The sequence below is a fragment of the Sphingopyxis sp. genome, assembly GCF_036675685.1.
Lineage (GTDB): Bacteria > Pseudomonadota > Alphaproteobacteria > Sphingomonadales > Sphingomonadaceae > Sphingopyxis.
Genome location: NZ_JAKFEM010000046.1, coordinates 1 through 21194, shown reverse-complemented (window position 1 = coordinate 21194; position 21194 = coordinate 1). Strand labels below are relative to the sequence as shown.

The following is a 21194-nucleotide window of genomic DNA, read 5'->3' as shown; positions in this document are numbered from 1 at the left end:
GGCGATGAAACGCCACGGTCCCTCCCCCGACCCCTCCCGCAAGCGGGAGGGGAGAATAGTTACCTCGCAAAGGTCGCCTGCGCCGACACCGGTTCGACCGCGGCGGCTGCACCCTTGGGGGCTGCCGAAGCGGCGATCTTCCCGGCCTTGGTCACCGCCTTGGTGCCCGGACGCGCGAACTGATAGCCGTTGATCACGATTTGATCGGTCGGCGTCAGGCCCGAACGGATGACGCGCAGACCATCGACTTCGGGACCGATCTCGACCGGCTTCGCCGCGACCATGCCGTCCTTGCCGACGACATAGACGATCTTGCGCGCCTGATCGGTCTGCACCGCCGCGGCGGGGATCAGCAGCGCACGCGCCGTCTGGCCGGTCGACAGGCGCATGTTGCCGAACATGCCGGGGGTCAGGAACATCTCGGGATTGCGGAAGCTGGCGCGGGCGCGGATCGTGCCCGAGCGCGGGTCGAGGCCATTGTCGGTGAAATCGAGCTGACCCTTCCAGCGATAGTCGCTTTCGTCCTGCAGGCGGACTTCGACCGCCGCGCCCTTGTCGCCGCCCTCGCGCTTGGTCTTGAGGAACAGGGCTTCGGATCCCTGGAAGGTGAAGTACACGGGGTCGAGCGCGTTGATCGTGGTGAGCAGCGTTCCGCCAGCGTCGCCCGCCGACACGAGGTTGCCCGCGTCGATCTGGCGATCGGAGATGCGGCCGCTCAGCGGCGCGCGGACGGTAGTGAATTCGACATCGAGCGCGCGCGCCGCGATGCGGGCATCGGCCCCGGCCAGCGCAGCATTGGCCGCGTTGACGCGGGCGCGGAGCCGGTCGATCTCGCTCTGCGACACCGCTTCGACATCGACGAGGCGGTTCGCGCGGTCAAGCTCGAGCCTTGCGAGCGCGAGGTCGCTGCGCGCGCTCGCCGCCGAGGCGCGCGCTTCGGCGAGCGCGGCACGGTAGGGGCGCGGATCGATCGTGAAGAGCGGCTGACCCCGGCGGACGATCTGGCCGTCGGTGAAGTGGATCGCGGTGATCGCGCCCGAGACGCGCGGGCGCACTTCGACCGCTTTGCTCGCCTCGAAACGGCCGATATATTCGTCCCACAGCGTCACGTCGCGCGCGATCGGCGCCGCGACAGTGAGCACCGGCGCTGGCGCGGCAGCGGCCTGCGGCGCGCCGTCGCGGAGCAGCCACCAGGCGCCGACGATCAGCACGAGCAGTGCGCCGATCCATGCGGCGCGGCGGCCGCGGCCGGGGTGGAGCAATGTCTTCAGTTCGCGGCGAACCTTCGCATCGGCGGGATCGAGCTTTTCGATCGGGGTGTGGACGGTCATCGGGGTGCCCTCTTCTCTTCGTTCGTTTCGGCTGCGCCCAAGGCGCAAGGATTCCCGGCGCCGAAAGCGCGTGCTTCCGGTCGGTTTCGAAATGGTCCTTGTTGCTGGACGGCCCTCTGCAAAGAGGACGACCGCCCCTCCGGTCACCCGCACCTTATCGATGCACGCGCCGGCTCCCTGTTATGTCTTGCGGACAAGCGCCCACAGGCGCCGACCGGAACAGGACCCGCTCCCGGGAAAATAATCTGGATGATGAATCCGGCCGCCGCATGATCTTTGCCATACGGCGGCCGGTCTCGGGGGAGAGCCTATCTTTGTATACCGAGTGGTATATAAGTATTGTTGCGCTGCGTCAAGGCCATTCTGTACCGCGCAGTAAAATTTTTCTTCTAGCGCCCCGGCCAGAGCTTCAGGCTGGTTTCGACCAGGCGCTCCAACTCGGCGCGCGTTGCGCCCGCGCCCGCCTGCACCGCCATGCCCTGGTTCACCGCGGTCAGGAACGCGGCGAGGCCTTGCGGATCGGTGTCGGGCGGAAAATCGCCCTCGTCCTTGGCGCGCGCGAAGCGATCGAGCATTGCGCGCTTCGCCGTCGCGCTGCGTGCAACGACGGCCTCGCGAATGCACTCAGCCTCGGCACCGCAAGCGACCGAGCTGATGACGCCGAGGCAGCCGTTCGGATTTTCGGGGCAGGTGTACATGTCGAGCGCGCCGTACATCAGCCGTTCGGCGACCCCGCGCGCGGTCGGCGCCTCCAGCGCCGCGCGCATATAATCGGCCTTTTCGCGCTCATAAAGGTCGAGCGCCTTGTTGAAGAGCGCTTCCTTGTTGCCGAACGCCGCATAGAGGCTGGGCTTGGTAATCCCCATCGCCTCGGTCAGGTCGGCCATCGACGCGCCTTCGTAGCCCTTGCTCCAAAACACGCGCAGCGCCGCCGCCAACGCGGCATCGACGCAGAACTCGCGCGGTCGGCCCTTATGCGGACCGGCGGGGACAGTGGCAGTCTCGATTTCCATAACGGCTGGTATATAAGTGACGCGGCGCGGAATGTCCAGTGCCACGCCGATCAGGCCAGCCGGGTATCGATCGGCAGGCCGCCCTTGAGCGTCAGCGTCACCGGGGTGCGCTCGGCAATATCGGCCAGCCGGGCCATCTGCTCTTCATCGAGACCGGCGATCGTCAGCACCCGGTCGACGCGCAGCCCGTCCTTGTTATGCAGTCGCAGGCCAACTTCGACGGATTCCAACGGCCATTCCTTGCGGTCGGCATACATGCGCAGCGTAATCGCGGTGCAGGCGCCAAGGCCCGCGAGCAGCAGGTCGTATGGCGCCGGTCCCATATTCTTGCCGCCCAACGCCGGGCCTTCGTCGGCAATCAGGTCATGGCCGCTGACCGAAATTTCGGTGCGATAATGGTCGTTGCCGATGCGAGCGGTGCCATGCGCCATGGGATTATCCTTTGTCCGAGCGGGTCCGAGATAGCGGTGCCTTGTACCAACCGTCAAAAAATCCTACATCCATTTCATCGTCAACAAGCGAAAGGAGGTGGTCGAATGTCTCATTGTCACACGCCGCATGCGGCAGATTTGAGCATGACCTTCCTCGCGGGGGTCGAGCTCGGCTAAGCTGTCCGCGACAGGCAAGACAATGGAAGGGCTGCTCCGAAAGGGGCAGCCCTTTGTTGTTGTGGCGGCGGCATGAGGCGGACGCGTCAGCTTTGGGGTGGAAAACGGACAGTCTCGATCTTCCCCGTCTCGAAACGATGGGGAGGTGACGCCGCGCCGGTCGGGCGGCGCAGCAAAGGTCCGGATCGATAACGCGCAGCGAGCAAACACGCACTTGCGGTCAATGCTGTGGCTATGAAGAGCATTGTCCACTCAACCCGGCTGGCGGGATCGGCCACGACGCGCGGCACGTGCAATATCAGAACCCATGAACCGAACATCGCGGCGAGCATCCTGGTCGCCAAGGGGCCCCAGAGGCCGGTCAGGACCGCGATGCCCGCAGCAACATGCGCGCATCCCGTAAAGTAGGCCCCAAATAGTTTCGCGGGTATCCAGCCGGGGACCATCGCAGCGGTGAAGTCCGCATAGACAAAGTGCGACAGGCCAAAGATGGGGAGCGCGAGACCGATGGCCCAGCGGGCGGCCGAGATCGGGAGCCCGCGCGCGCGGATTCCGGACGCGGGCTTCGCAAGCCGCACATTCTCCCACAACAGCAACGCGCCGCCCAGCATGGCCGCGGCCTCGGCCAAACCAAGCCAGATGACGACATCGCCCCAATGACCGAACAGGCGCGGTGCATGGAGAACAAAGACCCAGACCGCCAGCATCGCCACTAGCAAGATCGCGCCCGCCCGGCGAAGGCGCGGGATGAAAAGCGCGGCACTCGCGCCGACAAGCATGACCCCGTTGGCGCGGGCCAGCCACGAGCGAAAGGGCATCGTCTCGGGCACCGGCTGCCATTGCAGGGCAAAGTCCGCATGGATGATCGCCAATACGCCCAGGCCGGCAAAACCGATGGCGAACAGCACAACACCCAGGCGCGCAAGCCGAGGCGCGGGAAAGCCCAGCTGTCCGCATCCGAGCGACAAATCGAAGAGTCCCTGCATGGCCAGTCCATTCCTGTTCGGGCTGGCGAGACAGCGCCATGGTGCCTTGGCCGTCATTCGACACGGGAAAGCGGCTGGTCACAGCATCCTATTGGGCGGCAGGATGGCGCACTATCAGAATCTTAAGATCGGCTAGTTTTCGGCGCTCTGCCCGAACCGCCATCCCGCCAGCAAATCCGGGCCCCCGCCCCGTGCGGTGCAAAGCGGAACGGCGTCGATTCTGGGGCCGGATCGCGTGGCGACGGCAAGTGCGTCGCGCATGCCCCCCCGATGCCCGGCCGGCGCAATCCCGAACCGACGTCTGAATTCGGTCGAGAAATGCGAGTGGCTGGAAAACCCGAGATCCAGAGCCAGCATCGTAATATCATCGCTTCGCGCCAACCGGTCGAGCGCCACATTCAGACGCAGGTCGAGGTGATAGCGATAGAGCGGCACGCCTTCGGAAGCCGTGAACAATTGCGTCAAATAGACGGGCGACACGCCGACCGCGTCGGCGATCTGCGAAAGGCTCAGCCTCTCTTCAAGGTGGGTATGCAAATATTCCTTGGCGCGGGTAACGGCTTGCGAGGATTTTGCGGACACGGTTCGGTCGTGACCGATAGGCCGGTGGATTTTCTTCAGCCAGGTGATCGCATTTTCTTCAAATTCCAGGTCGTTCGCGGCGGTTTGAAGAATGGAGATCAGTCGCCTCAACTGAAGGTGGATGCTCCCCGTACAAGGCGCGCGGACGGGCATCCGATCGCCGATCTCGCCGACCAGCTCGTCGAGGATGGCCCTTCGCGGCCAGAAGGCCGCGCTCAACTCCTCGCCGACCGGATGCGACACGGTGTAGCAGTCGTTCGATCCCACATGAACGACGGTATTGGAATTTGCGAAGACGGGTGTGCCCACATCGCGATGCCAGACGAAGGCCCCGGCCAACGGAATGAGAATATGATAGCCGCGGGTCGAACCCGCGATGCGGGGCACGTCTTCGCGGCCCGAACAATGCACCAATTGGAAGCGGCCGAGATGGCCGGCATAAAGGGTTGAGACGCAATCTGCCGGAACGGTGAGAGGCGCATGCGACAGGACACTGGAGCTGGAAGCCATTCGACAAGTCCCTTCGTTCAGCCGGACCCTCTTAGCGAGACGGCCCCGACCGTTCTCTGCCTTTTCGATGAACCGCTATTTACCGCGACCGAATGCCGGGGGCACCATGGAATTTACAGCCCGCGATCATGGACCACGTCGTCTTCGCCGGGCCTCCTCAAGAATTTTCCCCAATAGTATAGATACTTGAGCGCGCCACGGCCGCCAGGATGTAGCATTTCGGCAACAGCCTCGAACAATTTTCGGCCGCCTCCCCGATCTTAATAATCTGAAATCGCCTGCCCGATTGCGGCCCTAGGCCCACGGCATGAACGGCGAGGCCTGCCGCAACCGGCGCGCGTCGCGTTCACACGCACTGGCGATATCGAACAGGGAGACATAGTGTGAAACGCAATCAGAATTTGCTCGCGCGCACCGCGCTGGGCAGCGCCGCATTCATACTCGGCATGACCGGATAGGCGGCATTCGCGCAAGAGATCGCGCGCCCCGACGATGACGCCGTCGCCGAGACGATCGTCGTCACGGGCTCGCGTATCGCGAGGCCCGATCTTACGGCGAATTCACCGATTTCGGTGGTTTCGGCGGAAGACATCGCGCTGACGGGCGCGAAAAACCCCGAAGAATTTCTCCGCGACCTTCCGCAAGTGGTGCCGGCGATGGGCGGCCAGACCAACAACGGCAATGCCGGGGCGGCGACGATCGACCTTCGCAATCTCCTCGAACAGCGGACCTTGGTGCTGGTGAACTCAAAGCGCTTCGTCCCATATGACGCCGACGGCATTGTCGACGTCGGCATGATCCCGACGGCACTGGTAAAGCGTGTCGAAATCATCACCGGCGGCGCGTCGGCGGTTTACGGATCGGATGCCGTGGCCGGCGTCGTGAATTTCATTCTGGACGACAAGTTCGAGGGACTCGAACTCGATGCACAATACGGGATTACCCAGCGCGGCGACGCGGGCGCGGCCGATTTTTCGATCACGGCGGGCGGCAATTTTGCCGATGATCGGGGAAATGCAGTCCTGAGCCTGACCTACACCGATCAGGACGCGCTGTCGCAAGGCAAGCGCAAGGTTTCGGCCTTCGCGCAAAATTCGGTCAATCTCGGGGCGCAGGGCAGTTCGACCGACGTGGACGGGAAGATCGACGGCCTGGCCGGCGGGCGTGTGGAGTTCGGGCCCGGCGGGACGATCCGCCCCAATGCGGGATCCTTCAATTTCGCGCCCTTCAACCTTTTCCAGGTTCCGGAAAAGAAGTTCACGGCGACGGCGCTGGTCAGCTACGAAATTTCGCCCGCGGCGGAATTTTTTGCGCGGATGTCGTTCGCGCACAGCCGCATTACGACGGTGGTCGCGCCGACCGGCACCTTCGGCAACGAACTGCAGGTCAATTATCGCGACAATCCCTTCCTTGCCGCCTCGGCCCGGCCGATCTTTGCCGCCAACGATCCCGATGGCGACGGGATCGTCACGGTCGGTTTTTTCCGGCGCCTGGTCGAACTGGGTACGCGCGATTCCGAGTTTGAAAACACCGTGTATCAGGCCGTCGGCGGTTTCCGCGGCGATATCTCCGACAATCTCAACTATGAGGTGTTTGCCCAATATGGGCGAACCAACCGAACCCAGAATTTTATCAACGACAATAATTATACCAAGGTTCAGCAAGGCGTGTTGAGTCGTCGCGATCCGGTCTCGGGACAGATTGTCTGCATCGATCCCTCCAACGGATGCGTGCCGGTGAATATCTTTGGCCCCGACACGCTGACGCCCGCGATGGCCGACTATATCCGGCTCGACCTCCAGGAGAATAACCAGACCTCCCAGTTCGTGACGGGCGCCAGCCTGGCGGGCGACCTGTTCACGCTGCCCTGGGCCACCAGCGCGGTCGGTTTTGCCGTCGGCGTCGAATATCGCAAGGAACAGGGAAAGGCCCGGCCCGACGCCAATTATGAAGCGGGCATCGCACCCGGCTTTGGCTCGTCGTCGCGCGTCGATGCCGACTATAGCGTCAAGGAAGCCTTTATCGAGGCGCGCCTTCCGATCGTCGAAGATCGCCCGTTCTTTCACGCCCTCACGCTCGAAGCGGGATTCCGGTATTCGGACTATTCCAGCAACGTGAACGGGGCGGCGGGAAACAGCTTTTCCAACCAGACGTGGAAGATCGGCGGCGAGTGGGCGCCGGTCGAGGATTTCAGGTTTCGGGCGCTTTATGCCCGCGCGGCGCGCGCGCCCAATCTGACCGAGATCGGCCTGCCGCGCACGAATGGCACCGGCGATGCCAATTTCGATCCATGTTCGGGCACCAATCCGGTCGGCAACGCCGCACTGACGGCCTTGTGCATCGCGACGGGCGTTCCGGCTTCGCAAATCGGCCTGGTTACGACCATCGAGGATCTCGGCGGACAGATCAGCATTTTTGAGGCCGGAAACCCCAATTTGACGCCCGAAGTGGCGAACACGCTGACCTTCGGCGTGGTTGCGCAGCCCCGGTTCATGCCGGGATTTACCGCGACGGTCGATTATTATGACATCAAGGTCAAAAATGCGATCCTCGAGCCACCCGAGCAGGATATTATCGACGCCTGCTACGATGTGGAAAAGGACGCTTCGGGCTTTTATTGCTCGCGTATCAACCGCTCGGGCAGCGGATCCTTGCAAGGCGGCCCGACCGTCGGGGTCGACACGACGCGGCTGAACGGCGCGGTGGTTCTGCGCCGCGGGGTCGATTTTTCGGCCACCTACCGGTTCAACATCGGCAGCGGAAGCCTCAGCGTGGGGGTAAACGGGTCGCGTGTCCTGAAGTCCGTCGATCAGACCGATCCCATCCTCCCGGCGCTGGATTGCGTCGGGCTGGTCGGCAGCGCCTGCCTGCGGCCCGAACCGAAATGGCGGTTCGTTCAGACGACCAACTATAAAAACGGTCCCTGGACGCTCCAGTTACGCTGGCGTTACCTGGGCAAGGTCACGCAGGAAGCGATCGCCTTTGGCGCCGCCGATCCCGGGGATTTCGCCGTCCCCGCCATCGGCGCCCGCCATTATTTCGACCTGTCGGGTACGGCCGAGATCAGCGAGGCCTTTACGCTGCGCGCGGGCATATTGAACCTCCTCGACAAGGATCCCCCGCTGGTGGGCAACACCTATGGCGGCACGGCCGAGAACAGCGGGAATACCTTCCCTTCGACCTATGATCCGCTCGGCCGCCGTTTCTTTGTCGGTGCAACGCTGAAGTTCTGATTTTCTGCGGGCGCAGAAAAAACTGGGCGGCGAGCTTTGTCTCGCCGCCCTTTCTTGTTCGGTCCATCCGCGACCGGGGCGGTTTGAGGGGAAGCCCTTATCGCGCGTCAGGCGGCATATTGGCGTGCATTGTCCGGTCCGGGATCGGCAGCCGGTCCCTTGGCCTCGAGCATCGCGCCATAGGCATTGGCGACGACATTGAGCCGTTCGGCAACATCGCTGGGCCGAAGAAGCCGCGCCCCGCCAAAAATATCGGGCCCGATGGCCATGGCCTCGATGACGGCCACGAACTGCTCCGCAATATGGCGCGGATTTTCCCGCATCGTCGCGACGCGCCTGGTCCGCTGCAGCACAAAGAGTTCGCACGTCCGGATGAGGCGGTCGCGGACGATGCGCTGATAGGATTGGACAAGCCAGGGTTGCGTCTCGCCGTCGCGAACCGTCGAGAGAACAAGCTCGATCGAACGCTCGTCGGAGAACAGGTCGAAACAGGCCTGGGCGAAATATCTCAGCCCGTCGCATGTCGAGGTTTTTGGCGGAATGTCATCGACATAAACCTCCGCCAGCTCGTGCAGCAGGGTTTCGCGTGATGCGCGGTACAGATCGTCTTTTGAAAGGAACTGATTGTACAGTGTCCGGCGCGTTACGAAAGCGCGCGCCGCGACCTCGCCCATCGAGAAGGTTTCGAACGACCCCTCGCTCAGCATGTCGCGCGCGGCGGCCAGAATCAAGGCTCGCGACTGCGCCGGCAATCGGCTCGTTCCCGACCCTCTTTTCTGGTTCTGGCCGAGGAGATGTGAAGTTTGCATCGCGATATTCCTGCTCGATTGATCATCGGGCGTAAACTATCCCGCGCGGCAGCGGCTCGCTTTCAGATTATTAGGGTGCCGACGTCCACCGGGCGGAGGCAGGAAGTCATGCACGCGCCGGCGAGAGACCGGTTCGAGGAAATGGTTGGACGGGTCCCCTAGGACCGTCCAACCTCGACCAAAATCGCACCATCCTCGTGCTCGGCGAACCGGACCCCGGTCCCCAGGAAGCGTTCGACGAGCGCGGCCGCGGTCAGCGTATGCTGGCTCAGCTTTACCGTCGAAAAATGACCGCCCCCTGCGATCGCGAACGGAAGGATCAGCTGATCCTGCAGATAGGGTCCCGCAAAAGCTTCGCACGCAAGGTATCCAGCCATCCGCCGTGCCGCTGTTTTGGCAAGGCGCTCGGCCGGCACCCCAATCTTCCCGAACGCCGACATGATTTCCGTCACATTGTCGAATACCGCCTCCAGAAGCAGGGCGTTGCCCGGCCCTTGATCGGCGGGAAGCTGCCGTGTGACAAAGGATTCCGGCGGCCAATCGGGAAGCGTTTTGGCGGCCGTCTTCAACTCGCGATCGCCGACGTCGAAAGGAATGCCCGCCAGGATGGCGGTCGCACCAACGCGGCGCAAGGCCCCGCGCTCGGCGCATTCGACCGGTCGCAGCGCAGCGGGCACGATATCAACCTCGATCCACCCCCCGCCGCGCGGGAAGAAGCCGTGGCGGACGAGCCGCGCCGAGATGGTCGGTCCCATGCGGTTGATGACGGGCAGCAGGGTGCGCTCGATGAATTCGAACGGCGGCGCGGCCATGGCATGCGTCCCGCCTTCGATCACAAGCCGCGATGGCGCATCGGCCAGCATCAGCGGGACCAGGACCGTCTGCAGGACCAGCGCCGTGCTGCCCGCGGTGCCGACGGCGAAATGATAGTCGCCCGGGGTCACGCGGCCCGGCCGGAACGAAATGCTGTTCGATCCGACCGCAAGGCCCGTGCATTCAGCCCCGCCGATAACGCATGCCGCCTCGATCGCGGTCACATGCTGGCGCATGAGCCCGGGCTTTTCGCGTCCCCCGCGAATATTCCCGATCGTGAATGCCTCGCCGGTCATCAGCGACAGCGCGCACGCATAGCGCAGCACCTGTCCGCCGCCTTCGCCTTCGGAGCCGTCGATGATGATCATGGGTTATCCAAATATTCGCTGTCACAGTCGGCCCAAAATGTGGCCTCTGGTTCCGGGATGAAAACGCAAGGCGTCATGCAATCGTCCTGCAAAGTGCCGATCTCCTGCTTGCAGCGACACAACTGATTGGGACCGTTGATTCCAGAAATCCCACAGCATCCAATTGTCCGCGAGGTATCGCGCGAAAGTTGCACGGCGTCAGTCAAATCCAAGGGATTCAACCAATATTGCGGAACGAAGGCCAGCGGTTCCCCGGGTTCCCGATAAATCCAAGGTGTTGCTTTCCATGCCTTGAACCCGACACCCCGCGATACAATCGGCTTCCGGTCTTCGATCAACGGCTCCGGAACCTTCGGGTCTTTGCCCGAGACAATGGCGAGCAGGGCAGTCAATCGAACCCGGCATCTGTTGCAGTAGAGCGACTTACGCATAGATCCTCGGTCTCGGCCGGTCGGCAATGGCGTGAAGGGTCACCCCTTCACGCACACCACCTGCTTCAGCGTATGGACGATCTCGACGAGGTCGGCCTGCGCCGCCATCACCGCCTCGATCGGCTTGTACGCCTTGGGCGTCTCGTCGATGACGCCTTCGTCCTTGCGGCATTCGACCCCCGCGGTGTCGGCGATATGTTCGTCGAGCGTGACGAGCTTTTTCGCCGCGGTCCGGCTCATCACCCGGCCCGCGCCATGGCTGCAGCTGTCGAACGACTCCGGGTTGCCGAGCCCGCGCACGATGAAGCTTTTCGCCCCCATCGAGCCCGGGATGATCCCCAGCGTGCCTTTCGCCGCGCGCACCGCACCCTTGCGGGTGACGAGGATATTCTCGCCGAAGTGGTTCTCGCGCGTCACATAATTGTGATGGCAATTCACCGCTTCCATCTCGGCCTCGAACGGCTTGGCGATCTGGCGCCGCAGCGCCGCGATCACATTCGCCATCATCATCCGCCGATTGAGCGCGGCAAAGTCCTGCGCCCACCCCACCGCCTCGACATAATCGTCGAAATGGTCGGTCCCTTCCGGGAAATAGGCAAGGTCTTCATCGGGCAGGTTGATGAACCATTTGCGCATGTCCTTCTTCGCGAGTTCGATGAAGTAGGTGCCGATCGCATTGCCGACGCCGCGCGATCCCGAATGCAGCATCACCCACACCCGCGCATCCTGGTCGAGGCAAAGCTCGATAAAATGATTGCCCGTTCCGAGCGTCCCCAGATGCGTAAGGTTGTTGGTGTTCTTCAGCCGCGGATGCCTGGCGACGATATGGCCGAAGCGTTCGGCCAGCGTCGCCCAGGCGTCGACGATCGCCGGGGGCGGGTCGCCCCACGAGCCGGTGTCGCGCTTGCCGCGCCCGACCGACCGGCCGTGCGGCACTGCCGCCTCGATCGCCGAACGGATGCCTTCCAGATTGTCGGGCAGGTCATGCGCCATCAGCGAGGTGCGCGCCGCCATCATGCCGCAGCCGATGTCGACGCCGACCGCCGCCGGGATCACCGCACCCTTGGTCGGGATCACCGATCCGACGGTCGCGCCGATGCCGACATGGACGTCGGGCATCGCCGCGACATGCTTGAACACGAACGGCATCTGCGCCGCGCGCGCGAGCTGCGCGCGCGCCATGTCCTCGACGGGTACGCCGCGGGTCCACATCTTGACCGGCTTGCCGCCGTCGACATGCTGCACTTCATAAGTCGTCTGGGTCATGGCTGACCTCCAATAGAAACGTCACAAAAGCACGCGGCCGAAGATTGCGAAACCCCCGCGCGCGCCACGCCTGTCGCGGACTTTGGGGCGGCCGGCCAATTCCGGCCGCCCCTGTCCCGCATCATGCCGAGGGACGTGAGCCTCGACGAATGACGTATTGCAGGAGGCGTGCCAATCCATCAGAAATTACCATACTCCTTTGAATTTACTTGGTAATTTTTCTACCTTGGTGTTGGTGCCATCTTGGCGCCCCGTATAATTCGGATATACTTGTATCGTACCTTAGATAATTATATAAAATCTTATATGAAGCCCGTCACGGTCATCGGATTCCTTGGCTCCACTCTCGATGCTGGAAAGTTCGATTCCGGCCGCTGGAACAAGTGGCGGCCGAGCGTCAGCATTTGCATGCAGCAGGACCTGCGGGTCGATCGCTTCATCCTGCTCCACGGAACGCAGCATCGACGGCTCGCGGAGCTTATCGCGAACGACATCTCCGACGTCTCGCCTGAAACCGAGGTCGTGCCGCGGCTGCTCGATTTCGACGACGCATGGGATTTTGAGGAGGTTTATGGAAAGCTGCTCGATTTCGCGCGCGACTTTCCCTTCGATCCCGATGTCGAGGATTATCTGATCCACATCACGACGGGCACGCACGTCGCTCAGATCTGCCTCTTTCTCCTCACCGAAGCACGCTATCTGCCGGGCCGGCTGCTGCAGACCCAGCCGCAGCGCGGCGCCCCGCAGCCGGTGGGCGTATGGAATAGCATCGATCTCGACCTGTCGCGTTACGACAGCATCGCAACGCGCTTTGCCGAGACCAGCGCTGAAAGCACCAACTTCCTCAAGAGCGGGATCGAAACCCGCAATGCCGGATTCAACCGGCTGATCGAAGAGATCGAGCAAGTAGCGATGCGCAGCCGCGCTCCCATCCTGCTCATGGGTCCAACGGGCGCCGGAAAGAGCCAGCTTGCCCGAAAAATCTATGAACTGAAAAAGCTCCGCCACCAGGTGAGCGGGCCGTGTGTCGAGGTCAATTGCGCAACGCTGAAAGGCGACAGCGCGATGTCGGCCCTGTTCGGGCATCGCAAGGGCGCGTTCACGGGGGCCGTGCAGGACCGCCCCGGCCTGCTCAAAAGCGCCGACAAGGGCCTGCTGTTTCTCGACGAGATCGGCGAGCTTGGTCTCGACGAACAGGCCATGATCCTGCGCGCGATCGAGGAGGGGCGCTTCCTCCCGGTCGGATCCGATAGCGAAGCGAAGAGCGACTTTCAGCTTATCGCGGGCACAAATCGCAATCTTGCCGAACAGGTGCGTGCGGGCAATTTCCGCGACGACCTGTTCGCGCGGCTCAACCTGTGGACCTTCGCGCTGCCGGGCCTGTCGGAACGTCGCGAGGATATCGAACCCAATCTCGACTATGAGCTCGAGCGATTTGCCGAACGCGAGGGATCGCGGGTGACGTTCAATAAAGAGGCGCGCGAACAGTATCTCGCCTTCGCCGAAAGCCCCGGCGCACAATGGCAGGGGAATTTCCGCGATCTCGCTGCGAGTGTCACGCGGATGGCGACGCTGAGCACGACGGGACGTATCGATACCGGCGCCGTCGCGCTCGAAATCGAAAGGCTCGGCACGGTCTGGCAGGCGGACGAAGGAAAAGCGGACACCATCGACTTTGTCCTGGGCAGCCAACGGCTCGCGGCGATCGATCCGTTCAACCGGGTTCAGCTGGCCTTTGTGATCGAGACCTGCCGCGCGTGCCGATCGCTGTCGGAAGCCGGACGCACGCTGTTCGCGATCTCGAGGGATTTGCGCAAAAGCACCAACGACGCCGACCGGCTCCGAAAATATCTGGCAAGGTTCGATCTGGAGTGGTCCGACATTCACCCACATCCCGGATAGGTGAAAACAGGTCCTCGGCTGCCCTGCCGGTGGCGGCGACAGTGGCCCGTGAGCCAGAATCCGAACGCCGTCGATCTTTGTGCATTCGACTGATAGGTAATGCGGCGAAAGGATTTAAGTGTTCGAATCTCTGGCCTTTCTGGCGATCCTCATCCTCGGCGTGCTGCTCGCCGACACGCGAAGCCGGCTCAAGCGGGCCGAAGCAACGCTTGCCGAAGCGGCGAAGCGCATCGGCGCGCTGCAGCGCCGTGCCGGGGTGCCGATGGGCGAAGGCCAGTCGCAGGCTCCGGCGCCGGACATCGCAAGGCCGACGGAAACGCCCGAGACTGCAGACCCCGAGGCTGCAGACGACATTCCGGCAAAGATCGCGCCCGCCGTTCATGCGGCAGCGCTGGCGAGCGCCCTCCCTCCGGCGATGGCGCAGGCGGATGCCGCGTCCGCCGGTCGCGCGCCGACCGGACAAGCCGCGCCGCAGCCCGCGGCGATGACCGAAGCCCCTGCAACGCCCGTCAATCTTTCGGCGCGGTTCGAAAATCTGTTCGGCAAGACGCTGCCTATCTGGGCAGGCGGCATCACGCTCGCGATCGCGGGCGTCCTCATCGTCCGCTATGCGATCGACCTTGGTTTCTTTGCGCGCGTTTTTACGCCGGGCGTCCAGGTGATCGCGGGCATCCTCTTCGGCCTCGGGCTGGTCGGCGGCGCCGAATATGCGTGGCGCAATGAAAACCGTCTGCGCGACGTGCGCGTCCCGCAGGCGCTGTCGGGCGCGGGGATCGCGACCCTCTATGCCGCGATCATGGTCGCGGCGAACGTCTATGGACTGATCGGGCCGCTGCTTGCCTTCATCGCGCTGGCGTTGGTGACCGCATCGGCGCTCGCGCTGTCGCTCCGCTTCGGCCCACCGAGTGCGCTCCTCGGCCTCGCGGGCGGCCTCGCCGCGCCGGCGCTCGTCGGGGCGCTCGAACCCAATGTCCCGTTGCTCGCCATCTACCTCGCCCTGACCATCGCCGCGATGACCGGGGTCGCACGGATGCGCCGCTGGCCGTGGCTCGCGATCGCCGCGCTCGCCGGCGGCGCCGGCTGGAGCCTGTGGATGATCTTCATCGGCGGCGCCCTCGACGCGCTCGGCTCGCTTTCGATCGGCGCCTATGTGCTCCTGCTCGGCGTTGCCATCCCCCTCTTTGCCTATGAAGGGCCGCGCGCCACGCTGCTTCGCGCCGCCGCCGCCATCGTCGGCGCGCTGCAACTCGCGCTCCTCGTTGCGCACGCGGGCTTCACGCCGCTGCACTGGGGCTTGTTCGCGCTGCTCGCGGCGGCGGGGCAATGGCTCGCGTGGCGCGAGCGCGGCCTTGCCATCGTCCCGACGACCAGCCTCGCGCTGTCGATCCTGCTGGTCGCGCTGTGGCCCGATCCTTCACCCTATTGGTTCGGGCTCATCGGCATCGCGCTGGCACTGATCCACGCGCTCCCGTTGCTCGCGCGCCTCTGGACCGCGCCGCCCGACTTGCGCCGCACGCTCGAACTTTGCGTGCTGGCGCTCGCGATGGCCCCGCTCGCCAAGTGGCAGATGCAGGACATGTCCGACGGCGCACTGGCTCTCGTGGCGCTCGGCGCCGCGCTGTTTCCCGCGACCGGCATCGCACGCGGCTGGCATGCCGAAGGTCGGGCCGCCGATGACCGCTTCGCCTGGCTGACCGGGGCGACCGCGGCGCTCGCCGCGCTCGCGCTGGTCCTGGTCCTCCCGTTCTGGCTCGCGCCGGTTGCGATCGCGGCCGTTGCCGGGACGCTGCTGCTTTTCGGGAAGGCCGCTGCCGATCCCCGGATCGAATGGGTGGCGACGGCCTTTTTCGGAGCCGCGCTCCTTGCGCTGGTCGCCACACCACGCGCGCTCGACGAACTGCCCAGGCTGGTCGATGGGACGGGAACCGCCGCCGGATATGCCTGCCTGCGCTGGATGGCGCTTGCGCTCCTTGCGGTCTTCTTTGCGCTCCGCGCCGAACGGCCCGTCGTCCGTCGATTGAGTCAGGGTTTTGCGGGAGCGCTCGCCTACGGCGCCACTGCGCAGCTGCTTCCACCCACGCTGCTGGTGCTCGTTCCGGCGGCCGGCACCGCGGCCCTGCTGCTCGCGGCGCGGCGTACCGCCCTCGCGCGGATCGATGCCGGCGCCGCGGTGCTCGCAGCGATCAGCCTTGCCTGGGCCGCGATGCCCGCGGCGATCTGGGTGACAAAGGCGCTGCTGTCGCTTGGCGCTGCGCCGATGCTGATCGATAGCCCGGCGCTGGCTGCTACCGAATTGATCCGCCGCATGGCGCTGCCGTCGCTTCTCATCGGCGCGCCTTTCTGGCTTCTCCGCGACAAGCTTCCGCGCTGGCTGCTGGCCGCCGGACTCGGCGTTGCGGGAATCGTCGGCCTGATCGCGGTCCATGGCCTCTACCGCCTCGGTTTCGCCGCACTTGCCGGGAGCGATTTCGTGACGACGGGAATCGCGCAGCGCCTCGTATGGGCGGCGCTGCTTATGGGGCTTGGATGGCTGCTCTGGCGCCGCGGACTACCGAACGGCAGCCGCGCACTCGCGATCGCCGCGACGGCGCACGCGCTCTATTATGGCATCATGCTCCACAATCCGCTGTGGACCGAACAGGCGGTCGGTAATTGGCCGCTCGCCAATCTGCTGCTGCCGCTGTTCCTCGTGCCCTGGATCGGCGTATGGCTGGTCGCCAGGCTCTTCGCGCCTGCACCCGCGGCGCTCGATCGCTTCGTCCAGCTCGTCACCATGACCCTCGTCGCGCTGTTCGCCTGGTCGAGCCTGCGCCAGGCTTTCCACGGCAGCCTGCTCGTCGAAGCGGGGGTTGCGCCAGCCGAGAATATCCTGCGCTCGCTCCTCATTCTCCTCCTCGCAATCGGCTTCCTGCTCTGGGGCATTCGCGCGGGCCGGCGCGACTGGCGTATCGCTTCGCTCGTCCTGATGCTTGCGGCCGCCGGCAAGGTATTCCTGTTCGACGCCTCGGGTCTTGAGGGCCTGCTCCGCATCGGCTCCTTCGTCGCTCTCGGGTTCAGCCTGATCGGTATCGGCTGGCTCTACAGCCGCCAGCTTACGCCCGTCGCCTCGCCTGGCGAGGAGAAGTCGGCGGCCTCCGCCGCGACATAAGAAACTGATAGCAAAAAATAAACTCGGTGGAGGCCCGAGCCGGAATCGAACCGGCGTGCGCGGATTTGCAGTCCGCTGCGTCACCACTCCGCCATCGGGCCTCGCGCCGAAAGCCGTGACCGCTGATGCGGACGGCCGGGTGTTGAACGGCGCCGCTAGTGAGGGGCTTTCGCCGCCTTGTCAAGGATTCGCCCGAACCCGCTCCACCTGCCGCGCCGCGCGATGAGGCTTGGCGGCAATCGCGTTGCGAGCTATGCGCGGCGACGGTGCGGCTGCGGGGCTGTATTACTATTGCAATACAGCATTGCTTCGGCTAGAGCTGCCCCGCAAAGTTCATGCCCAGGGAATCGGAAAAGGCTGATGGCGACGAAGTTTAGCGAAATTACGGCGGCGGAGATGCGCTCTGCCATGATCGACAGCCAGCTCAGGACCAACGACGTCATCGACCCCGCGGTGATCGGCGCGATGGCTGCGGTGCCGCGCGAGGCGCATGTACCCGCCGCGCTCGCCGGCGTCGCCTATATGGACCGTGCGATCGCGCTGGGCCACGGCCGCGCGCTGAACGCACCGCTGGTCACCGGCCGGCTGCTCATCGCCGCTGCAATCCGTCCCGGCATGCGCGTGCTGCTGATCGGCAGCGCCACCGGCTATACCGCCGCGCTGCTCGCCCTGCTGGGCGCCGAGGTCCACGCCGTCGAGGAACAGGGCGAACTGATGGCCGCGGCGCAGCGCGCGATCGCCAACGAGAATATCCGCTGGGTTCTGGGCCCGCTTGCCGCCGGCGCCCCCGACGCGGCGCCGTTCGACCGCATCATCGTCGAAGGCGCGATCGAAACGCTGCCCGACGCGCTCGCCGCGCAGCTTGCCGAGGGCGGGCGGCTGGTCGCCGCGCGGCGCGAGGGCGCGGTCACGCGGCTGGTGCAGGGGGTGAAGGCCGGCAGTGTTATCCCGCTGCGCAGCTTTGCCGACATGGATGTCGCCCCGCTTCCCGGCTTCGCCGCACCGGCGGGCTTCCGGTTCTAAAGCCACCTCTCTCCTCGTTTCAGGCTGACAAAATATGCTCGATACCAATAAGAAACAGCCTCTCCGCCGCGCCCGCTGGCTCACCGGCCTTTCGGTCGGTGCGCTGATATTGGCGCCCGCGGCGCACGCCGAAACGCTGCAGAATGCACTGGCCAAGGCCTATGAAAACAACCCGACACTGACCGCGGCGCGCTCCGGACAGCGCGCGAACGACGAAAATGTACCGATCCAAAAGGCCAGCGGCTTGCCCGAGGTCGGCGCGCGGGTAGATTATCAGGAAAATCTGGTCCTTCCCGGCAACGCCTTTTTCTCGCCCAAGCGTTCGGTGAACGTCGGCGGGCAAGTGACGGTCCCCATCTATCAGGGCGGCGCGGTGCGCAACGCGATCAAGGCCGCCAAATTTCGCGTCGAGGCTGGGCAAGCCGACCTCCGTGCGACCGAGGCGAGCATTTTTTCGCAGACCGTCGGCGCCTATATGGACGTCATCCGCGACCAGGCGATCGTCCAGCTCAACCAGAAGAATGTCGCGGTCCTGCGCACCAACTTGCAGGCGACGAGCGATCGTTTCGAGATCGGCGACCTGACGCGCACCGACGTCGCCCAGTCGGAGGCGCGGCTCGCGCTAGCCGAGGGCGATCTGCGCACCGCCGAATCGAACCTGATCGCCAGCCGCGAATCCTATATCCGCCTCGTCGGCGATGCGCCGGTCGATCTCGAACAGCCGCCGGTGCTGCCCAATCTGCCGGTAACCGCCGAGGAAGCCGTCGCCATCGCGCTGAACAATAATCCCGACATCGAGGCGGCGAACCAGCTCGTCAGCGCCAGCCGCGCCGACATCGGCGTCGCACGCGCGAGCCGCCTGCCCAAATTGTCGGCGACGACCAGTGGTGGTTACACCAACAATCTGAACTCGATACCGCCGGAAAACACCACCTCGGAAAATGTCACGAAGAGCGCGCAGGCCGGGCTGTCGCTGACGATCCCGATCTTCCAGGGCGGGCGCCCCTCGGCACAGGTACGCCAGGCGCAATCGCGCAGCAGCCAGGCGATCGAAAATTATGTCGAGGTAGAACGCGGCGTGATCGCGCAGACGCGCGGCGCCTATGCCGCGTGGCAGGCGAACGAACGGATCATCACCGCGACGCAGCAGGCGGTGAGCGCCAACGGTCTGTCGCTCGAGGGCGTGCGCGCCGAAAACAGCGTCGGCACGCGCTCGATCCTCGACATTTTGAACGCCGAGCAGGAATATCTGAACACGCAGGTCCAGCTCGTGTCGGCGCAGCGCAACAGCTACGTCGCCGCCTTTTCGGTCCTCGCCGCGATGGGCAAGGCCGAAGCGCGCGACCTCGGCATCGAGGGTGGTGCGCTCTACGATCCCGAAGTCAACTACAAGCGCGTGAAGGGCCAGATCTGGGATTGGGCCGACGACCCGGCGCCGCAGCAGCAAGCGACCGATACGCGCGCGGTTCCGGCCGCCAACGCGAGCGTTCCCGCCGGGCCGCCGTCGCTGTCGCCACAATAAAGCTTGGCAAAACGCACCCCAAATCGGTAAGAAGACGGTTAACCATCCGGTAATCGCGATGGTTTAGGGGGCTTGGTTATGGGCGATATGTCGCGAGAACCGTCGATGGAAGATATCTTGTCGTCGATTCGGCGCGTGATCGCTCGCGATGAGGCGCCCGGCGCCGTTCGTGAGGCGCGGTCCGCCGAAAACGACGATATTCTAGACCTTCATGACGAAGAAGAAGGCGCCGAAGCGGCGCCCGTGGGAGAGCTTGTCTCGGAATCGAGCGCTGATGCCGCGCGCCAGTCGCTCGAAGCGCTGACCGCCGTGGTAGCGCCCGCTGTTGCCGCTGCAACCGTTGCAGCCCCGACCGTTGCCGGCCGCACGATGGAGGATGTCGTCCTCGACGCGCTCCGCCCGATGCTCAAGGACTGGCTCGACACCAACCTGCCCGCGCTTGTCGAGGCGATGGTGGCGAAGGAAATCAGCCGGATTACCGGCAAGCGCTTCTAACTAGCCGGCCCAATCTTCCAGCAAATAGCGCGCGATCGCCAGCGGTGGCGGCGCCATGAACGGCGCGCCCATGTCGCCCGCGAGCGCGGCGCGCACCTCGGCCCGGTCAACCCACATCGCCGCTTCGATCTCGGTCGTATCGATCGTCAGCGCAGGATCGTTCGCGACCGCGCGGCACCCGATCATCAGCGACGAGGGAAACGGCCAGGGCTGGCTGGCTACGTAAGAGACGTCCGAGACGCGGACGCCGGCTTCCTCGAACAATTCGCGCGCGACCGCCTCCTCCAGCGATTCGCCGGGTTCGACGAACCCCGCGAGCGCCGAGAAGAACCCTGGCGGGAACCCGCCCTGCCGCCCGACGAGGACGCGCCCCTCGCATTCGGCAAGCATGATCACAACGGGGTCGACGCGCGGAAAATGCTCGGCATTGCAATGGCCGCAGCGGCGCCCCCAACCGCCGCGAAACAGGTCGGTGGGCGTTCCGCACACCGCGCAGAAACGATGCCGCGCGTGCCAGTCGACGAGGCTGCGTGCGCCGCCATAAAGCGCCGCCTCCTCACCCGAGAGCAGCGGCAAGAGCCGCATCACCGTCCGCGATCGCGCGTCGATGCGTGCTCCGGGAGCGGCGTCGCGCACGAAATGCGGGATTCCCGCATCGTCGATCCCGAGCAGCATCAGCGCGCGGTCGTCGGCGGGATCGAGCGCCTCCCAAAGCAACCCCCCGCCCTCGCCCGGCACAAAGTCGATCCCGTCAAGCACCAGGCATCGTGCGCGCGGGTCGACCGACGCAGCGGCAAACGCGTCCGCATTCGTCCGCAATTGATCGGCGCGGTCGAGCCACGCACCCGTGAAACCAAGCGGCAAAGGCATCAGGCCATCACATCCTTGAAGAAGGTCTCGCCGAACTTCGCCTGGAACGGGACCGCGTCGGGCGGCATGATCTGGGTATAGCCCGCGGCGCGATAACCGAGCCCGCGGTGAATGAAGCCGATAGTTCCCGCGGCGCCCGCCCAGCCGAAAATGCCCTCGCCCCCCGGCGAAGTCGGCAGCGATACGCGGCCGCCGGCGCCAAAGCCCTGACCGTCGATAAACGTCCCCTTGCGATCGACGCTGTCGGCGAGGAGGTTCGACATTGCGAGCCGCGCGGTTTCGGC

The 21194-nt window shown here is 64.7% G+C and carries 17 protein-coding genes, 1 tRNA gene and 1 pseudogene; 6 read left to right on the top strand and 13 right to left on the bottom strand.

The genetic code is table 11. The features are described 5' to 3' along the window. Positions 1-59: 59 nt before the first annotated feature. The 6 genes from V6M50_RS17030 to V6M50_RS17005 all read right to left on the bottom strand — a co-directional run bounded on the left by V6M50_RS17030 (position 60) and on the right by V6M50_RS17005 (position 5622). On the bottom strand, positions 60-1331 hold the full coding sequence (locus V6M50_RS17030) for an efflux RND transporter periplasmic adaptor subunit (RefSeq protein ID WP_332819773.1): 1272 nt from the start codon (positions 1329-1331) through the stop codon (positions 60-62). A gap of 389 nt (positions 1332-1720) precedes the next feature. After that, the gene (locus V6M50_RS17025) at positions 1721-2344 is read right to left on the bottom strand and encodes a TetR/AcrR family transcriptional regulator (RefSeq protein WP_332819772.1); all 624 of its coding nucleotides are present in this window, start codon (positions 2342-2344) and stop codon (positions 1721-1723) included. A 50-nt stretch (positions 2345-2394) separates the two neighbouring features. Next, on the bottom strand, positions 2395-2775 hold the full coding sequence (locus V6M50_RS17020; protein WP_332819771.1) for an OsmC family protein: 381 nt from the start codon (positions 2773-2775) through the stop codon (positions 2395-2397). Positions 2776-3038: 263 nt separating this feature from the next. Then, positions 3039-3995 (bottom strand): hypothetical protein, encoded by a 957-nt coding sequence (locus V6M50_RS17015; RefSeq protein ID WP_332819770.1) that lies wholly within the window; start codon positions 3993-3995, stop codon positions 3039-3041. A gap of 75 nt (positions 3996-4070) precedes the next feature. Next, a complete protein-coding gene (locus V6M50_RS17010) occupies positions 4071-5030 on the bottom strand; it encodes a helix-turn-helix transcriptional regulator (protein ID WP_332819769.1) in 960 nt (319 codons plus the stop codon). Positions 5031-5424: 394 nt separating this feature from the next. Next, a complete protein-coding gene (locus V6M50_RS17005; RefSeq protein ID WP_332819768.1) occupies positions 5425-5622 on the bottom strand; it encodes a hypothetical protein in 198 nt (65 codons plus the stop codon). Between V6M50_RS17005 and V6M50_RS17000 the strand changes: the two genes are divergently transcribed. Continuing rightward, the gene (locus tag V6M50_RS17000) at positions 5603-8263 is read left to right on the top strand and encodes a TonB-dependent receptor domain-containing protein (RefSeq protein ID WP_332819767.1); all 2661 of its coding nucleotides are present in this window, start codon (positions 5603-5605) and stop codon (positions 8261-8263) included. The genes V6M50_RS17005 and V6M50_RS17000 overlap by 20 nt on opposite strands. Positions 8264-8370: 107 nt before the next feature. Here the strand turns inward: V6M50_RS17000 and V6M50_RS16995 are convergent, their stop codons facing one another. From V6M50_RS16995 to V6M50_RS16980, 4 genes are all read right to left on the bottom strand, one after another. Beyond that, positions 8371-9072: a TetR/AcrR family transcriptional regulator gene (locus tag V6M50_RS16995; RefSeq protein ID WP_332819766.1), complete on the bottom strand. Its 702-nt coding sequence runs from the start codon at positions 9070-9072 to the stop codon at positions 8371-8373. 158 nt (positions 9073-9230) lie between these two features. After that, a complete protein-coding gene (gene rtcA, locus V6M50_RS16990; RefSeq protein ID WP_332819765.1) occupies positions 9231-10253 on the bottom strand; it encodes an RNA 3'-terminal phosphate cyclase in 1023 nt (340 codons plus the stop codon). Further along, a complete protein-coding gene (locus tag V6M50_RS16985; RefSeq protein ID WP_332819764.1) occupies positions 10250-10684 on the bottom strand; it encodes a hypothetical protein in 435 nt (144 codons plus the stop codon). Before V6M50_RS16985 ends, rtcA begins: the two co-directional genes overlap by 4 nt. A 39-nt stretch (positions 10685-10723) precedes the next feature. Then, positions 10724-11950, bottom strand: a complete 1227-nt coding sequence (locus tag V6M50_RS16980; protein ID WP_332819763.1) for an RtcB family protein — start codon at positions 11948-11950, stop codon at positions 10724-10726. 306 nt (positions 11951-12256) lie between these two features. On the opposite strand from V6M50_RS16980, the gene rtcR reads away from it, so the two are divergent. Beyond that, complete coding sequence (rtcR, locus tag V6M50_RS16975) at positions 12257-13852, top strand: RNA repair transcriptional activator RtcR (RefSeq protein WP_332819762.1); 1596 nt, start codon at positions 12257-12259, stop codon at positions 13850-13852. Between the two features lie 118 nt (positions 13853-13970). Continuing rightward, positions 13971-17000 (top strand): DUF2339 domain-containing protein, encoded by a 3030-nt coding sequence (locus tag V6M50_RS16970; protein WP_332819761.1) that lies wholly within the window; start codon positions 13971-13973, stop codon positions 16998-17000. A gap of 27 nt (positions 17001-17027) precedes the next feature. On the opposite strand, the gene V6M50_RS16965 is transcribed toward V6M50_RS16970, so the two are convergent. After that, a tRNA-Cys gene (locus tag V6M50_RS16965) sits at positions 17028-17101 on the bottom strand. A 259-nt stretch (positions 17102-17360) separates the two neighbouring features. Between V6M50_RS16965 and V6M50_RS16960 the strand changes: the two genes are divergently transcribed. The 3 genes from V6M50_RS16960 to V6M50_RS16950 all read left to right on the top strand — a co-directional run bounded on the left by V6M50_RS16960 (position 17361) and on the right by V6M50_RS16950 (position 20040). Then, a complete protein-coding gene (locus V6M50_RS16960; protein WP_332819760.1) occupies positions 17361-18023 on the top strand; it encodes a protein-L-isoaspartate O-methyltransferase family protein in 663 nt (220 codons plus the stop codon). 34 nt (positions 18024-18057) lie between these two features. Continuing rightward, positions 18058-19545 (top strand): TolC family outer membrane protein, encoded by a 1488-nt coding sequence (locus V6M50_RS16955; RefSeq protein ID WP_332819759.1) that lies wholly within the window; start codon positions 18058-18060, stop codon positions 19543-19545. 78 nt (positions 19546-19623) lie between these two features. Next, positions 19624-20040 (top strand): DUF2497 domain-containing protein, encoded by a 417-nt coding sequence (locus V6M50_RS16950; protein WP_332819758.1) that lies wholly within the window; start codon positions 19624-19626, stop codon positions 20038-20040. On the opposite strand, the gene nudC is transcribed toward V6M50_RS16950, so the two are convergent. Together nudC and V6M50_RS16940 are read right to left on the bottom strand one after the other, a co-directional pair. Continuing rightward, entirely contained in the window at positions 20041-20910 is an 870-nt protein-coding gene (gene nudC, locus V6M50_RS16945; RefSeq protein WP_332819757.1) for an NAD(+) diphosphatase, read from the bottom strand. Next, positions 20910-21194, bottom strand: a pseudogene (locus tag V6M50_RS16940) (serine hydrolase); the annotation flags it as partial. The gene nudC and the pseudogene V6M50_RS16940, both read right to left, overlap by 1 nt.

Excerpts from the sequence above, each read along its gene's own strand:
- V6M50_RS17030 (WP_332819773.1), bottom strand. The coding sequence starts at position 1,331 with ATGACCGTCCACACCCCGATCGAAAAGCTCGATCCCGCCGATGCGAAG.
- V6M50_RS17025 (WP_332819772.1), bottom strand. The coding sequence starts at position 2,344 with ATGGAAATCGAGACTGCCACTGTCCCCGCCGGTCCGCATAAGGGCCGA.
- V6M50_RS17020 (WP_332819771.1), bottom strand. The coding sequence starts at position 2,775 with ATGGCGCATGGCACCGCTCGCATCGGCAACGACCATTATCGCACCGAA.
- V6M50_RS17015 (WP_332819770.1), bottom strand. The coding sequence starts at position 3,995 with ATGACGGCCAAGGCACCATGGCGCTGTCTCGCCAGCCCGAACAGGAAT.
- V6M50_RS17010 (WP_332819769.1), bottom strand. The coding sequence starts at position 5,030 with ATGGCTTCCAGCTCCAGTGTCCTGTCGCATGCGCCTCTCACCGTTCCG.
- V6M50_RS17005 (WP_332819768.1), bottom strand. The coding sequence starts at position 5,622 with ATGTCTTCCGCCGAAACCACCGAAATCGGTGAATTCGCCGTAAGATCG.
- V6M50_RS16995 (WP_332819766.1), bottom strand. The coding sequence starts at position 9,072 with ATGCAAACTTCACATCTCCTCGGCCAGAACCAGAAAAGAGGGTCGGGA.
- rtcA (WP_332819765.1), bottom strand. The coding sequence starts at position 10,253 with ATGATCATCATCGACGGCTCCGAAGGCGAAGGCGGCGGACAGGTGCTG.
- V6M50_RS16985 (WP_332819764.1), bottom strand. The coding sequence starts at position 10,684 with ATGCGTAAGTCGCTCTACTGCAACAGATGCCGGGTTCGATTGACTGCC.
- V6M50_RS16980 (WP_332819763.1), bottom strand. The coding sequence starts at position 11,950 with ATGACCCAGACGACTTATGAAGTGCAGCATGTCGACGGCGGCAAGCCG.
- rtcR (WP_332819762.1), top strand. The coding sequence starts at position 12,257 with ATGAAGCCCGTCACGGTCATCGGATTCCTTGGCTCCACTCTCGATGCT.
- V6M50_RS16960 (WP_332819760.1), top strand. The coding sequence starts at position 17,361 with ATGGCGACGAAGTTTAGCGAAATTACGGCGGCGGAGATGCGCTCTGCC.
- V6M50_RS16955 (WP_332819759.1), top strand. The coding sequence starts at position 18,058 with ATGCTCGATACCAATAAGAAACAGCCTCTCCGCCGCGCCCGCTGGCTC.
- V6M50_RS16950 (WP_332819758.1), top strand. The coding sequence starts at position 19,624 with ATGGGCGATATGTCGCGAGAACCGTCGATGGAAGATATCTTGTCGTCG.
- nudC (WP_332819757.1), bottom strand. The coding sequence starts at position 20,910 with ATGCCTTTGCCGCTTGGTTTCACGGGTGCGTGGCTCGACCGCGCCGAT.